Raw genomic sequence first — 14,029 nt, 5'->3', positions numbered from 1 at the left:
GTTCAGTCACAATCCACGTTCAGTTACGCAAGGGAGCATCATGAACGCATTGAAGGGCTCGCGCACAGCGAAGGTCTTCGCCGGGATCGCACTGATCAGTGCATCCGCCATCGTCATCGCCGCTCTCCGAGCTCGGAGTGCTGCTGCAGCCGGCGATGACGATGGCGGAACACAGAGGTCACCGATCTCCCTGTGCGCACACCGCCGATCGTGCTCGGCGAAGAGAACAAGGTCCGTCAGGTGGTCACCAATCTGCTGGGCAATGCGCGCCGATTCTCCCCGGAAGACGGTCCGATCGAGATCGTCGTCGACTCGGACCGCGTCGCGGGAACCGGAAGCATCGCGATCGTCGATCACGGCGAGGGGATCCCTCCGCAGATCCGGGAGCAGATCTTCGAGCGGTTCTGGCGAGCCGACACCTCACGCGCCAGGGAGACGGGAGGCTCCGGCCTCGGGCTCGCCATCGTCGCATCGATCCTGAAGGCGCTGCACGGCGGCGTCGACGTCTCGGAGACCCCTGGTGGCGGCGCGACGTTCACCGTCACACTTCCTCTCGCACCGGCGCAGGCCACTCCCGCGCATCTCCTCGAGGACACGCAGCCTCTGGAACGGCTCGATCTGCCCTGAGCCCAGGCCCGGACCGCCTGCACTCCTGCACCACCGCTGCCGCGCACCGATTGCGCACAGCACGCGGAGCTCACTGTCTTCGTCGGTGCACACGGCAGCGACGTCCGCTTAGCCTCGGAACCCCTACGAGAAGGAGTTCCCATGTCTGTCTTCACCGTCGACACCGAAGCCGTCCATGCGGCCCACGGAGCGACACGCGCCACCATCGAGCGCTTGCAGAGCGAGTCCGCGACCCTGATGGCCCAGCTCCGCCAGCTGCAGTCGACCTGGTCGGGGACGGCGTCCAATGCCTTCCAGACGTGCGCCGAGCAGTGGCAGGGCGCTCAGGTCCACGTGGAGCAGGTGCTCGAATCGATCGGCACCTCTCTCGGCTCGGTCGCCACCCAGTACGCAGACGCCGATCAGTACTCGGCCAGTCTGTTCCGGTGACACCACCTCGGCGTCAACGCAGAACGCCCCCGGCCGAAGCCGGGGGCGTTCTGTCAGGAGAGCTGGATCAGAAGTCCATGCCACCCGACGGGTCACCCATGGGAGCTGCAGCCTTCTCGGGCTTGTCAGCGACGACGACCTCGGTGGTGAGGAAGAGAGCCGCGATCGAGGCTGCGTTCTGCAGCGCCGAGCGGGTCACCTTCGCCGGGTCGATGATTCCCGCAGCGAACATGTCGACGTACTCACCCGTGGCCGCGTTGAGGCCCTGGCCCGAGGGGAGCTCGGAGACCTTGTTCGCGACGACACCCGGCTCGAGACCGGCGTTCAGCGCGATCTGCTTGAGCGGAGCCTCGATCGCGACGCGGACGATGTTCGCACCGGTCGCCTCGTCGCCCGAGAGCGAGAGGGAGTCGAGGGCCTTGGTCCCCGACTGGATGAGCGCGACACCACCACCGGCGACGATGCCCTCCTCGACGGCTGCCTTCGCGTTGCGAACGGCGTCCTCGATGCGGTGCTTGCGCTCCTTGAGCTCGACCTCGGTCGCGGCTCCGGCCTTGATGACGGCGACGCCACCGGCGAGCTTCGCCAGGCGCTCCTGGAGCTTCTCGCGGTCGTAGTCGCTGTCGGTGTTCTCGATCTCGCGACGGATCTGCGTGACGCGACCCTCGATCTGGTCTGCCTCGCCGGCACCCTCGACGATGGTGGTCTCGTCCTTGGTGACGATCACCTTGCGTGCACGACCGAGCAGGTCGAGCGTGGCGTTCTCGAGCTTGAGGCCGACCTCTTCGGTGATGACCTGACCACCGGTGAGGATCGCGATGTCCTGCAGCTGCGCCTTGCGACGGTCGCCGAAGCCGGGAGCCTTGACGGCGACCGACTTGAAGATGCCCTTGAGCTTGTTCAGCACGAGCGTCGCGAGAGCCTCGCCCTCGACGTCCTCGGCGATGATGACGAGCTCCTTGCCGTCCTGGATCACCTTGTCGACGATGGGCAGGAGGTCCTTGATGTTGGAGACCTTCTGGTTCGCGATGAGGATGTACGGGTCCTCGAAGACCGCCTCCTGGCGCTCCGGGTCCGTGACGAAGTAGGGGTTCAGGTAACCCTTGTCGAAGCGCATGCCCTCGGTGAGCTCGAGCTCGGTGCCGAACGTCTGCGACTCCTCGACGGTGACGACGCCCTCCTTGCCGACCTTGTCGATCGCCTCGGCGATGAGCTCGCCGATCGCGGGGTCAGCAGCGGAGATCGAGGCCGTGGCGGCGATCTGCTCCTTGGAGTCGATCTCCTTGGCGCTGGCGAGCAGCTCCTCGGTGATCGCGGCGACGGCCTTCTCGATGCCGCGCTTGAGCGAGATGGGGTCGGCGCCGGCTGCGACGTTGCGCAGACCCTCGCGGACCAGAGCCTGGGCGAGGACCGTGGCGGTCGTGGTGCCGTCACCTGCGACGTCGTCGGTCTTCTTGGCGACTTCCTTGACGAGCTCCGCGCCGATCTTCTCGTACGGGTCGTCCAGCTCGATCTCCTTGGCGATGGAGACGCCGTCGTTCGTGATCGTGGGGGCGCCCCACTTCTTCTCGAGAACGACGTTGCGGCCGCGCGGGCCGAGGGTGACCTTGACCGCGTCGGCGAGGATGTTCAGGCCGCGCTCGAGGCCGCGGCGGGCCTCCTCATCGAAAGCAATGATCTTTGCCATGAGTTTTTTCGTCCCTCCTGGACGTAGACGTTGGGTTTAGCACTCAGAGTGAGAGAGTGCTAACGCCATTCTGGCACTCGACACCTTCGAGTGCAAGCCGCCGGAGGTGAGGTCCACCCGGGGGTCAGGGGGCCGGAGTCTCCCCGGGCGTCTCGGACGCCGAGCTCGATCGATCGAGGCCGATCACCACGGTGAACTGCTTCTGCCCGTCCTCCGTCTGACCGGAGTAGTAGTCGCTCTGCTGCACGGCTGCGCCGCCGAGGAGGTTCGCCAACCCGATCGCTGCGAGCTCGTCCTCGTCGTTGAGGTAGAAGACCGTCGTGGCGGGGAAGTCCTGGCTGGAGCTGTCGCCCGCGAAGACGATGTCCGACGCCCACCCGTTGTTGATGAGCAGATCCCTCATCTGCGTGTCCAGGCCCTCGTCCGGCGTGCCGTTGAGGATCAGCACGGAGATCGAGGTGTCCACCACGCCGGTCTCCTCCGGGGTGGGCACGGCGGTGGGCACGGCCTCGGGGAAGAGCGAGACGCGACCCATCACCACGAGGGACCCGAAGATCCCGCCGATGATGAGCACGAGCGCGGCGACGAAGGACCACAGCAGCACGACCCAGCCGTTCATCCCCGGCGCTTCGGCGCGGTGCGCTCCTACACGTCCGGAGGAACGGGGAACGTCATCGAAGCGATCGCGGGAGGGCTTGGACACCCCTCGATGCTAGCGGCACCTTCCTGGCAATCCGTTCCTCGGCGCGGATCATGCGACCCACGAGGCTGTCGGTGCGTGCGTTCAGCCCACGAAACCCGGCGTCCGGGCCGAGCGCTGCCTGGCACGGGAATCCCGGATCCGACGCAGTCTCCGCACCAGCATCGGGTCGTACTCCAGAGCGGCTTCCGATTCGATCAGTCGCCCGAGGAGCTGGTAGTAGCGCGCCGCGCTCATCCCCAGCTGGGCACGGATGACCTCTTCCTTGGCCGAGCCGTGGCGCGGCCACGCGACCTCCATCGCGAGGATCGCGCGGTCGCGCTCCGTGAGATCTCCGAGCATGGGTCCAGGTTAGGACGCATCCGCGGGGAGGGCTGTTCGCCACTCCCACCAGGCGCCGAGAGGATCCGCGGCCGCACGCACCTGCCCGTCGATCGCGACGACGAAGCCCGGCCAATCTTCCGTGTCCACCGGAGGCACCCAGACATCCAGCGCACCGGGCGGATCGATCGTGACCCAGTGTGCGTCCAGGGCGGAGATGCGCGCGACCAGGGCGCTTCTGCGCTCCCGCGGGATGTGGACAAGAACGCCGGGTGTCGTGATGACGAGCGTCGCCTCGGTCAGCTCGATGCAGCGCCGAAATCAGAAGCTCATCGAGGAGGCGCCGGCTCCCGGCCTTTCCGTCGAGCAGCGTACACGGTTCCACGATGCGGCGCGGTCGATCTGCGGTGAGGTGAGGTATCGCGGGGCGGGCACGGTGGAGTTCCTGCTCGCGGCCGACGGAACCATCTCGTTCCTCGAGGTCAACACCCGGCTCCAGGTGGAGCATCCGGTCACCGAGGAGGTCACCGGAACCGACCTCGTGCGCGAGCAGTTCCGCATCGCGTTCGGGGAAGGCCCCTCGATCGTCGAGACGCCGAAGCCGGTCGGGCACGCCTTCGAGTTTCGGATCAACGCTGAGGACCCCGGCCGCGGTTTTCTGCCGAGCCCCGGTCGCGTCGAGCGGCTGCGGATCCCCGGCGGCCCTGGTGTGCGCTGGGACAGCGGCATCGAAGAGGGGGATGTCGTGCAGCCGGCGTTCGACTCGATGATCGCCAAGCTCATCGTGCACGCCGAGTCCCGCGACGCTGCCATCGTGCGCGCGCGGAGGGCTCTGCGCGAGCTCACCGTCGAAGGCCCGGCGACGGTGATCCCGTTCGATGTGATGGCGCTCGACGACGAGGCGTTCGCCACGGAGTCCTTCGCGGTGCACACGCAGTGGATCGAGAGCGCTCTGCTGTCGAAGCTGGAGACGCAGGCGCGGCCTGCAGTCGTGCCGGATGCCGCTCTGCAGCGCTTCCCGGTCGAGATCGACGGGCGACGGGTCGTGCTCGGACTGCCCGCCGCGCTGCTGGCCGGCTTCGGTCGGCCGGCTGATCCTGCGGCGGAGACGCCCACGGCCGATCCGGCAGAACTGCGCTCGCCGGTTCCGGGCACGCTCGTGCGGTGGCTCGTCGACGACGGAGCCCATGTGGGGGAGGGCGACCCGGTCGCGGTCCTCGATGCCATGAAGATGGAGACCACGGTCGCCGCCCACCGGGCAGGGATCCTGTCGCAGCGTGCAGAGCTCGCAGCGATGATTCCCGCTGACGCCGTTCTCGCCCTCATATCCTGAGCAGCCAGTCCTGCTCCGGTCGCACTTTCTGTCGTCTTAGAGGCCCGAGAGCGGCTGAAAGTGCGACCGGAGTGCGACCGGAGTATGCGCGGGAGTGATCAGGCGGGGTCTCCGCCGAGCGGGCCGACGGCTTCGAGCGGCTTCGGGTCGTCGGCACCCGTCTTGCGCAGGCGGGCGATCAGGTTGCCCAGGTGGTAGATCAGGATCGCCGCCACCGTGGCGATGACGATGCCGTCGAGCTCGAAGCCGGAGGCCTCGTCCTTGATCATGAACCCGCCGACGGCCATGATGAGCGCGACGGCTGCCGTGTACTGGTTGACCGGGCGCGAGAAGTCGACGCGGTTGTCGACCCAGATCTTGATGCCGATGACGCCGATCAGGCCGTACAGTGCGGTCGTCACGCCGCCGAGCACACCGGCGGGCACCGAGTTGATGACCTCGCCGAACTTGGGGGAGAGGCTGAGCAGGATCGCGGCTGCGCCGGCCACCCAGTATGCCGCGGTGGAGTACACGCGCGTCGACGCCATCACGCCGATGTTCTCGCCGTAGGTCGTGGTGCCCGATCCGCCGAAGAATCCGGCGAGGGTCGTCGAGACGCCGTCGGCGATCAGCGCCTTGCCGGTCTGCTGGTTCACGGTTGCGTCACCGGTCATGGTCGCGACACCGCGTACGTGTCCGACGTTCTCGGCGATCAGCACGAGGACGACCGGGAGGAACATCGCGAGTGCCGTGAGGGTGCCGGGCTCGGTGAAGTTCGGGAAGGTGAAGGTGGGAAGACCGACCCAGTCGGCCTTCTCCACGGCCGAGAAGTCGAGCTCACCGCGGAACGCCGCGAAGATGTACCCGGCGATGACGCCGAGGAAGATCGAGATGCGTCCGAGGAATCCGCGGAAGACGACGGCGAAGAGGATCGTGATGGCGAGGGTGAACGTCGCGGTCACAGGGGCGGCGGCGTAGTTGTTGTGCGCTGCGCCCGCGAGGTTGAAACCGATGAGCGCGACGATGGTTCCGGCCAAGACCGGCGGGAGGAAGCGGTCGACCCACTTCACACCGACCGTGTGCACCACGACGCCGATGATCGCCAGGAGCACACCGACCGCGACGATTCCGGCCAGGGCGGTTCCCATGTTCGCGGAGGCGGTCGCGGCAGTGACCGGTGCGATGAAGGCGAACGACGAGCCCAGGTAGCTGGGCAGCTTGTTGCGGGTTACAAGAAGGAACAGGATCGTGCCGACGCCGCTGAAGAGCAGCGTGGTGGCGACCGGGAACCCGGTGATGATCGGCACCAGGAACGTGGCGCCGAACATGGCCACGACATGCTGGAGACCGATCGCGATCGTGGCGGGCCAGTTCAAACGCTCATCGGGACGGACGACGGCGCCGGGCTCGACCGTGCGGCCGTTTCCGTGCAGCTTCCACAGGGCCATGCGGGCTCCTCAAGGTTCGGGGGATGGCAGGGGTGCCGGAGCAACACTACCGATTCCTGAGTTTTCTCTGAGCGCCCTCCCCTCTCGCATGTGCAGGTGTGAGCGACGGATGCATGAGGGGCCCGCGGCCGAGAGTCATGCATCCGCCCGATCGTCATGCATCCGTGCGGAGGTCGGACCCCGGAGGTCGGGACCCGGAGGTCGGGACCCGGAGATCGGGACCCGGCGATCGGGAGCGCTCAGGCGCCGAGGCGCTCGATCAGCTCGCGGTAACGGTCGGCGGTGCGTGCAACGATATCTTCCGGAAGCAAAGGCGGCTCGCCCTGCTGGTCCCAGTGCGCGGCCATCCAGTCGCGCACGATCTGCTTGTCGAAGCTCGCCATCCGCTCGTTCGGCGTCGTACCGGTGCGCCAGGCCTCCGCATCCCAGTACCGCGAGGAGTCGCTCGTGAGCACCTCGTCCGCCAGGCGCAGGGTACCGTCGGCATCCGTCCCGAACTCGAACTTGGTGTCGGCGAGGATCAGGCCCTTCTCCTCGGCGATCGCCGCCGCGCGGGCGTAGATCGCGAGGGAGGTGTCGCGCAGTTCGGCCGCGCGCTCGGCGCCGACCAGCTCGACGGCGCGCTCGAACGTGATGTTCTCATCGTGCTCGCCCATCGGTGCCTTGTAGGCCGGGGTGAACAGCGGCTCCGGCAGGCGGTCGCCGTTCTGCAGGCCGGCGGGCAGCGGAATGCCGCAGACGGTGCCGCTCTCCTGGTACTCGACCCAGCCCGACCCCGTGATGTAGCCGCGCACGACGCATTCGATCGGCAGCATCTCGAGCGACTGCGCGAGCATCGCCCGATCGGCGACCGCGTCCGGGAGCTCGCCCTCGGCGATGTGGTTGGGGAAATCGGAGAGCTGTGCGAACCACCAGCGGCTCAGTCGCGTCAGCAGGGCACCCTTTTCGGTGATGCCGGGGGAGAGCACGAAGTCGAAGGCGCTCACGCGGTCGGAGGCCACGACGAGGATGCGCGTGTCTGCCGGATCCTCCGAGGCGTACAGGTCGCGGACCTTGCCCGAGTAGATGTGCCGCCAGCCGGGGATGCTCTGTGCCGTGCCTTCTGAAGGTGTGCTCACCCGCCCATTATCCCGGTTCCCACGGTCACCGAATGCCGTGGTCCCGGTGTCAGAGGGGCGATCTAGCCTGGTGGCATGACGGACGACATCCTCACGCCGCGTCTTCGACTCTCGCGTCCCGTCGAGGGCGATCTCGACGCGCTGTTCGCGATCTCCGCCGATCCGCGGGTGTGGACGCACTATCCGTCCCTTCGGCATCAGCGACCGGAAGACACTCTTGCGGGCATGGCGCGCTGGGAGGCGAGCTGGGCCCGTGCCGGGTTGGGATCGTGGGTGGTCCGGTTGCGTTCCACGGGTGAGGTGATCGGCAACGGCGGGTGCACGCTCCTCGGCGACGCGGTGTGGAACCTCGGGTACCGGCTGTCGGCCGATCATCACGGGAACGGGTACGCCACCGAACTCGCGTTCGCCGCTGTCGAGCAGGCGCGCGCGGTCGATCCCGACCGCCCCGTGATCGCCTATCTCGTAGAGCACAACCATGCGTCGGCGAAGGTCGCCGAGAAGGTCGGCCTCGAACTCGTCCACAGGGCACCGGATGCGGGCAACCCCGATCCGTCTGACTGGCGCCTCGTCTACGCAGACCGTCCGCTCGATCCGGCCCAGCTCACAGCCGTGTCGCTGTAGAGAAGGCGGATCGCAGCTGTTCGCTCCGCCGAAAGAGGCGTATAGTCCACATGGACTATTTGGGGTGAGGGGCATGGCGAAGGACGCTGTCGATCGGCTCACCCCCATGGGGGTGATGGTGCTCGCGCTGCTGCGCGAGGGCGACATGCACCCCTATGAGATGCTGCGTCTCATGCGCGCCCGTCACGACGACCGCCTGCTCACGATCACCAACGGGACGCTGTACCACACGGTCTCCCGACTGCACCGCGCGGGTCTGATCGACGAGCTGGGCATCGGCCGCGAGGGCAACCGCCCGGAGCGCACCATCTACGCCCTGACGGATGCCGGACGCGAAGCGGTCATGACGTGGGTGCAGCGCGAGCTGCCCCGCATCGATCGCCCTGCGGACTTCCGTATCGCGCTCGCCGAGGCGCACAACCTCGAGCGACCGGAGGTCATCGACCTCCTGAGGGCGAGGCGCCTCGCCCTCGTCGAGGATCACGCGAGGCACCGCGACGGTCTCCACGCGGCCCGGGAGAAGAGCGTTCCCGAGCAGGTGCTCGTCGAGATCGAACGCCAGGAGGCTCTGCTGGCCGCCGAGCTCGGCTGGCTCGACTCCCTCCTCGACCCCCTCGAGACCCAAGTCCTGCCGTGGGGTCCCTCGGCATTCCAGAACTCAGACCGCTACCGCGCTCAGCGAAAGGCAGCACAGCAATGACAGATACCCCTCGCGACGGAGACCGCCCGCCGGCGTCCGTGCCCTCGACCTCCGGTCCGTCGACCGGCACCTCCTCCGCGGGGCACAAGCCCACGAGCCCGTGGTCTGCCCTCTGGGCGCTGGTCATCGGCTTCTTCATGATCCTCGTCGACACCACGATCGTGTCGGTCGCGAACCCGGCGATCAAGGCGGCGCTCGACCCGAACACGAACAACCTGGACAACGTCGTGTGGGTCACGAGCGCCTACCTGCTCGCCTACGCTGTGCCGCTGCTGATCACCGGACGCCTGGGTGACCGGTTCGGCCCGAAGAACATCTACCTGATCGGTCTCGCGGTCTTCACTCTCGCCTCGCTGTGGTGCGGACTGTCGACGACCCTCGAGGGTCTGATCGTCGCTCGCGCTGTGCAGGGCCTCGGTGCCGCGTTCATGACTCCGCAGACCATGGCCGTGATCACCCGCACGTTCCCGCCGGACCGCCGCGGCGCCGCGATGGGCCTCTGGGGCGCCACTGCCGGTGTCGCCACCCTCGTCGGCCCGCTCGTCGGCGGCCTGCTCGTGGACGGGTTCGGCTGGGAGTGGATCTTCTTCGTGAACATCCCGGTCGGCATCGTCGCCTTCGTGCTCGCCTGGCGCCTGGTCCCGAAGCTGGCGACTCACCCGCACCGCTTCGACGTCGTGGGCGTGGTGCTGAGCGCTGTGGCCCTCTTCCTCATCGTGTTCGGTCTCCAAGAGGGGGAGAAGTACGACTGGGGTGTGATCTGGGGTCCGATCTCCGTGTGGAGCCTGATCATCGTGGGACTCGTGGTGCTCGGACTGTTCATCCTGCAGCAGGCCAAGACCCGCAGCGAGCCCCTGGTTCCGCTCGAACTGTTCCGCGACCGCAACTTCTCGGGAGCGAACGTGGCGATCGCCGCGGTCGGCTTCACGGTGACGAGCATGTCGCTGCCGATGATGTTCTTCCTCCAGACCGCGCGCGGTCTCACCCCCACCGAGGCCGCGCTGCTGCTGATCCCGATGGCCGTGCTCTCGGGCGTTCTCGCTCCGGTCGCGGGGAAGCTGCTCGACCGCGTGGATCCGCGCATCATCCTGATCCCGGGGCTGCTCTGCGTCGCCGGGGCACTCATCTGGTACTCGGCTCTGATCAACATGGACACCGCGATCTGGATGTTCCTGCTGCCCTCCGCGCTGATGGGCGTCGGCAACGCCGGAATGTGGGGTCCGCTCGCCACGACCGCGACGCGCAAGCTCCCGCCGCGCCAGGCGGGTGCAGGTGCCGGCATCTACAACACCACCAGGACCATCGGTTCGGTCATCGGCTCGGCCTCCATCGCCGCGTTCATGCAGTCCCGGCTCGAGGCGAACCTTCCGGGTCTCGCCGATTCGCCGGCGGGTGGCTCCACCGGAGGGACGCTGCCGCCCCAAGTGGCCGAAGGCTTCGCCGCAGGAATGTCGCAGGCGATCCTGCTGCCGGCGTGCGTGATGGTGGTCGCCCTCATCGCCTCGCTGTTCCTCGGCCGCTATGAAAAGACGGAGGCTGCGGCGCCCGTGGCTGCACGCGCCGAGTAGTCGACGACCCTCCCTCCACGATTGATCCCGAGAGGTGTGTATCCCGCACCTCTCGGGATCGTCTTCGTTCGCGCCCTGGAGAGGGAGGGCGATCACGTTACCGTCACCCGGTGCCTACGGTCATGCGAGTGCGCGGGTACCGATTCTTCTTCTACAGCAACGAGGGATCGGAGCCCCCGCATGTGCACGTGGAGCGGGCGGAATTCACCGCGAAGTTCTGGCTGCGGCCAGTAGAATCGGCCGCGAAGACGAGATTCGACGACCGAGAGCTGCGACTGCTTCGTCGGTTGATCGAACACCGACGCGATCTGATCGAGGAGGCGTGGCATGAGCACTTCGGTGGATGACGCTGTCGCGGTCGGCGTCGTGATCGATGAGCGCGAACTGCACGTGCGGATGAAGGACGGACGCACGATCAGCGTTCCTCTCGACTGGTTCCCGCGGCTAGCCGCTGCGAGCGTCGCGGAACGTGCGGTCTGGCGCTTGATCGGCGTCGGGGAGGGCATCCACTGGCCTCAGCTCGATGAAGATGTCTCCATCGCCGATCTCCTCCGAGGTCGCTGACAGGTTTTGCGGTGGTCCGGCGAATGTGGTGTCATCGTGCGATGACGATCGCACTCTCACGACCGAGCATCGACCTTTTCGACTCCTGGGCCGCCGCGGTGGCCGAGTTCGAAGGCGGACACATCGACGGCGGCGGTATCGAGAAGGGTTTCGTCCCCGACCGGGCCGCTTTCGAGGAGTTCGTCGAGCGTGCAGAGCTGTACGCCACACCCGGCGCGGTGCTCCCGGAGGGCCAAGTGCCGTGCGATTACTACTGGATCACCGAGGGGGACCAGGTGGTCGGCTTCCTCTCCTTCCGCCGCGAACTCAACGACAACCTCCGCCGCTTCGGCGGCCACATCGGCTACTCCGTGATCCCGACGAGGCGTCGCGAGGGGATCGTGCGCGAGGCTCTGCGCCTCATGCTGCGCGCCGCGAAGGCCGACGGCTACGACCGCGTGATGCTCACCTGCGACGACGACAACATCGGCTCCATCCGCACCATCGAGGGGGCCGGTGGCGAGCTCGAAGACGTGATCGATGCGCCAGAAGCCGGGCAGCCCCTGGTGCGGCGCTACTGGATCGACGTTTCGGGCACACGACTCGCCGCGAGCTAGGGTAGATCCTCGGCGGTCGTCCGGTCGTTGCTGTCGACCCGGGGAGCACACGTCGTGATCCGAAACCCATCCGCCGCGGTGAGCCGTCTGCGCCGCTCGGTGCGCACCGCAGGTGCTGCCGCGCTCGTCGCCTTCGTCGCCGTCGGAGCGCTCCTCGCCGGAGCCGCACCCGCCACCGCCGCGACCGACGGCGACAAGTACGTCATCGGTACGGACACGACGTTCGCGCCGTTCGAGTTCACCCGAGCCGTACTTCACCAGTGGTGTCCAGCTCGGCGTGCTCGAAGCCAGCGACATCCAGTCCCTCGACGACCTGGACGGCAAGACCGTCGCCGTCAAGACCGGTACGCAGGGGCAGACCTTCGCCGACGAGAACAAGGACGAGTACGGCTTCCGGGTCACTCCGTACCAGGACACGACCGACATGGTCGATGCGGTCAAGGCCGGTCAGGCCGTCGGCTACTTCGAGGACTTCCCCGTGCTGGCCTACGGCATCCAGCAGGGGTCCGGCTTCCGCCTCATCGGTCAGCCGGAACTGGGCGGCGAGTACGGCTTCGCGGTCAACAAGGGCCAGCACCCCGAGCTGATCGAGAAGTTCAACGCGGGACTCTCGAACCTGAAGGCGTCCGGCGAGTACGACAAGATCGTCGACACGTATCTCTCCGGCGGCGAGAAGTCCACGCAGCCCACCGACATCATCTCGGTCGCGGTGCAGTACTGGCCCGCACTCATGGAGGGCCTCTGGCTCACGATCCTCGCGACGATCGTCGCCATCGTGGCCGCGTTCATCCTGGGGCTCGTCTTCGGCTTCGGTCGAGTCTCGAAGTTCGCGCCGTTCCGGTGGATCGCCACCGCCTACGTCTACGTCTTCCGCGGCACCCCGATCCTCATCCAGGCGTTCTTCGTGTTCTTCGCGATCCCGCAGCTGTTCCCCGGTCTCACGTTCAACCCGTTCGTCGCCGGTGCCATCACGCTCTCGCTCAACACGGGTGCGTACATGACGGAGATCATCCGCGGTGGCATCCAGGCCGTCGATCCCGGACAGAACGAGGCCTCGCGCTCGCTGGGTCTCGGACACTGGAAGACGATGCAGAAGGTCGTGCTCCCGCAGGCGTTCCGCATCATGATCCCCTCGTTCGTCAACCAGGGCATCATCACCCTCAAGGACACGTCGCTGATCAGCGTGATCGGCCTCGCGGAGCTGACGTTCGTCTCCCGTCAGATCATCGCCTCGACGTACCTGTCGGCCCAGGTGCTGACGATCGTCGCCATCATCTACTTCGTCGTGATCACGCTGCTGACGCTGCTCGCGAACCGCCTGGAGAGGACGTTCAACGCATGAGCAAGATCCTGGTGCAAGACCTGCACAAGTCGTTCGGTGACAACGAGGTGGTCAAGGGCATCAACCTGGCTGTGGAGGACGGCGAGGTCGTGGCGGTCATCGGGCCTTCGGGGTCGGGCAAGTCCACCCTGCTGCGCTGCCTCAACAAGCTCGAGGAGCCCACGTCGGGACACGTCGTCATCGACGGCATCGACCTGACCGACAAGAGCGTGAAGCTCGACGAGGTGCGTTAGCGCATCGGCATGGTGTTCCAGCACTTCAACCTGTTCCCGCACATGACCGTGCTCGAGAACATCACGCTCGCGCCGGTCGAGTGCGGGAAGATGACGAAGGCCGAGGCGCGTGAGCGGGCGCTGTCGCTCCTGGAGCGGGTCGGTCTCTCGGAGAAGGCGGATGCGAAGCCGGCGTCCCTTTCCGGCGGGCAGAAGCAGCGCGTGGCTATCGCCCGTGCACTCGCGATGGACCCCGAGATCATGCTGTTCGACGAGGCCACGAGCGCGCTCGACCCGGAGATGGTCGGCGAGCTGCTGCAGGTCATCCGCGACCTGGCCTCCGCCGGCATGACCATGGTGCTGGTGACGCACGAGATGGGCTTCGCCCGCGAGGTCTCCGGCCGCACGGTCTTCATGGACGGCGGCGTCGTCGTCGAGGAGGCCCCGCCCGCGGAGCTCTTCGGCTCGCCCAAGAATGAGCGCCTGAAGGACTTCCTCTCGAAGGTCCTCTGAGGGGCGTCCGCTCCGCGCTCCACGCATTCGCATCGACTTCCCGTGCACTCGCCGAGTGCACGGGAAGTCTGCGTAGGGAGGTCGTGCGCTCGCGGAGGCTACTCGGCGACGCGGGCGGCGATGTCGGTGCGGTAGTGCGATCCGTCGAGGCGGATGTGGGCGATCGCTTCGTAGGCCCGGTCGCGCGCAGTGCGGAAGTCGGAGGCGACGGCCACCACGTTCAGCACACGGCCGCCCGTGGCGATGAGCGATCCACCGGGCGCATCCG

At 67.2% G+C, this 14,029-nt stretch carries 15 protein-coding genes and 2 pseudogenes; 11 read left to right on the top strand and 6 right to left on the bottom strand.

What is annotated here, in order from left to right:
* Positions 1-186 precede the first annotated feature (186 nt).
* Positions 187-627, top strand: a pseudogene (locus tag KZA10_RS00985) (sensor histidine kinase); the annotation flags it as partial.
* A 141-nt stretch (positions 628-768) separates the two neighbouring features.
* Entirely contained in the window at positions 769-1,056 is a 288-nt protein-coding gene (locus tag KZA10_RS00980) for a WXG100 family type VII secretion target (RefSeq protein WP_055865175.1), read from the top strand.
* A gap of 67 nt (positions 1,057-1,123) precedes the next feature.
* Here the strand turns inward: KZA10_RS00980 and groL are convergent, their stop codons facing one another.
* From groL to KZA10_RS00965, 3 genes are all read right to left on the bottom strand, one after another.
* A complete protein-coding gene (gene groL, locus KZA10_RS00975; RefSeq protein WP_141385865.1) occupies positions 1,124-2,743 on the bottom strand; it encodes a chaperonin GroEL in 1,620 nt (539 codons plus the stop codon).
* A gap of 124 nt (positions 2,744-2,867) precedes the next feature.
* Complete coding sequence (locus tag KZA10_RS00970; protein ID WP_229778816.1) at positions 2,868-3,446, bottom strand: LytR C-terminal domain-containing protein; 579 nt, start codon at positions 3,444-3,446, stop codon at positions 2,868-2,870.
* A gap of 81 nt (positions 3,447-3,527) precedes the next feature.
* Positions 3,528-3,785, bottom strand: a complete 258-nt coding sequence (locus tag KZA10_RS00965) for a DUF3263 domain-containing protein (RefSeq protein ID WP_017828931.1) — start codon at positions 3,783-3,785, stop codon at positions 3,528-3,530.
* 169 nt (positions 3,786-3,954) lie between these two features.
* On the opposite strand from KZA10_RS00965, the gene KZA10_RS00960 reads away from it, so the two are divergent.
* Positions 3,955-5,097 carry a biotin/lipoyl-containing protein gene (locus KZA10_RS00960; RefSeq protein WP_308289565.1) on the top strand — a complete coding sequence of 381 codons (1,143 nt, stop codon included), beginning with the start codon at positions 3,955-3,957 and terminating at the stop codon, positions 5,095-5,097.
* Positions 5,098-5,195: 98 nt separating this feature from the next.
* Here KZA10_RS00960 and KZA10_RS00955 read toward each other — a convergent pair whose 3' ends face one another.
* Together KZA10_RS00955 and KZA10_RS00950 are read right to left on the bottom strand one after the other, a co-directional pair.
* Positions 5,196-6,524 (bottom strand): uracil-xanthine permease family protein, encoded by a 1,329-nt coding sequence (locus tag KZA10_RS00955; protein ID WP_218681935.1) that lies wholly within the window; start codon positions 6,522-6,524, stop codon positions 5,196-5,198.
* A gap of 239 nt (positions 6,525-6,763) precedes the next feature.
* Complete coding sequence (locus tag KZA10_RS00950) at positions 6,764-7,642, bottom strand: phosphoribosylaminoimidazolesuccinocarboxamide synthase (protein WP_141386509.1); 879 nt, start codon at positions 7,640-7,642, stop codon at positions 6,764-6,766.
* Between the two features lie 75 nt (positions 7,643-7,717).
* On the opposite strand from KZA10_RS00950, the gene KZA10_RS00945 reads away from it, so the two are divergent.
* From KZA10_RS00945 to KZA10_RS00910, 8 genes and pseudogenes are all read left to right on the top strand, one after another.
* On the top strand, positions 7,718-8,266 hold the full coding sequence (locus tag KZA10_RS00945; RefSeq protein ID WP_218681934.1) for a GNAT family N-acetyltransferase: 549 nt from the start codon (positions 7,718-7,720) through the stop codon (positions 8,264-8,266).
* A gap of 73 nt (positions 8,267-8,339) precedes the next feature.
* Positions 8,340-8,966, top strand: coding sequence for a PadR family transcriptional regulator (locus tag KZA10_RS00940; RefSeq protein WP_218681933.1), 627 nt, complete (start codon positions 8,340-8,342; stop codon positions 8,964-8,966).
* The gene (locus KZA10_RS00935) at positions 8,963-10,534 is read left to right on the top strand and encodes an MFS transporter (protein WP_256934217.1); all 1,572 of its coding nucleotides are present in this window, start codon (positions 8,963-8,965) and stop codon (positions 10,532-10,534) included. Before KZA10_RS00940 ends, KZA10_RS00935 begins: the two co-directional genes overlap by 4 nt.
* 110 nt (positions 10,535-10,644) lie before the next feature.
* Positions 10,645-10,881 (top strand): DUF4160 domain-containing protein, encoded by a 237-nt coding sequence (locus KZA10_RS00930; RefSeq protein WP_141386512.1) that lies wholly within the window; start codon positions 10,645-10,647, stop codon positions 10,879-10,881.
* Positions 10,862-11,098: a DUF2442 domain-containing protein gene (locus KZA10_RS00925; protein ID WP_036323853.1), complete on the top strand. Its 237-nt coding sequence runs from the start codon at positions 10,862-10,864 to the stop codon at positions 11,096-11,098. Before KZA10_RS00930 ends, KZA10_RS00925 begins: the two co-directional genes overlap by 20 nt.
* Before the next feature lie 41 nt (positions 11,099-11,139).
* The gene (locus KZA10_RS00920) at positions 11,140-11,694 is read left to right on the top strand and encodes a GNAT family N-acetyltransferase (RefSeq protein ID WP_218681932.1); all 555 of its coding nucleotides are present in this window, start codon (positions 11,140-11,142) and stop codon (positions 11,692-11,694) included.
* A gap of 277 nt (positions 11,695-11,971) precedes the next feature.
* Entirely contained in the window at positions 11,972-13,036 is a 1,065-nt protein-coding gene (locus tag KZA10_RS00915) for an ABC transporter substrate-binding protein/permease (RefSeq protein ID WP_371861292.1), read from the top strand.
* Positions 13,033-13,761: pseudogene (locus KZA10_RS00910) on the top strand (amino acid ABC transporter ATP-binding protein). The gene KZA10_RS00915 and the pseudogene KZA10_RS00910 overlap by 4 nt, the downstream one beginning before the upstream one ends.
* A gap of 98 nt (positions 13,762-13,859) precedes the next feature.
* Here KZA10_RS00910 and KZA10_RS00905 read toward each other — a convergent pair.
* Positions 13,860-14,029, bottom strand: a 170-nt coding sequence (locus KZA10_RS00905) for a phosphoribosylglycinamide synthetase C domain-containing protein (protein ID WP_306300773.1), incomplete at its 5' end; no start/stop codon positions are given.

Source organism: Microbacterium sp. BF1 (genome assembly GCF_019279095.1).
GTDB classification, from domain to species: Bacteria; Actinomycetota; Actinomycetes; order Actinomycetales; family Microbacteriaceae; genus Microbacterium; species Microbacterium maritypicum.
This window is presented reverse-complemented; position numbering and strand designations above follow the sequence as displayed.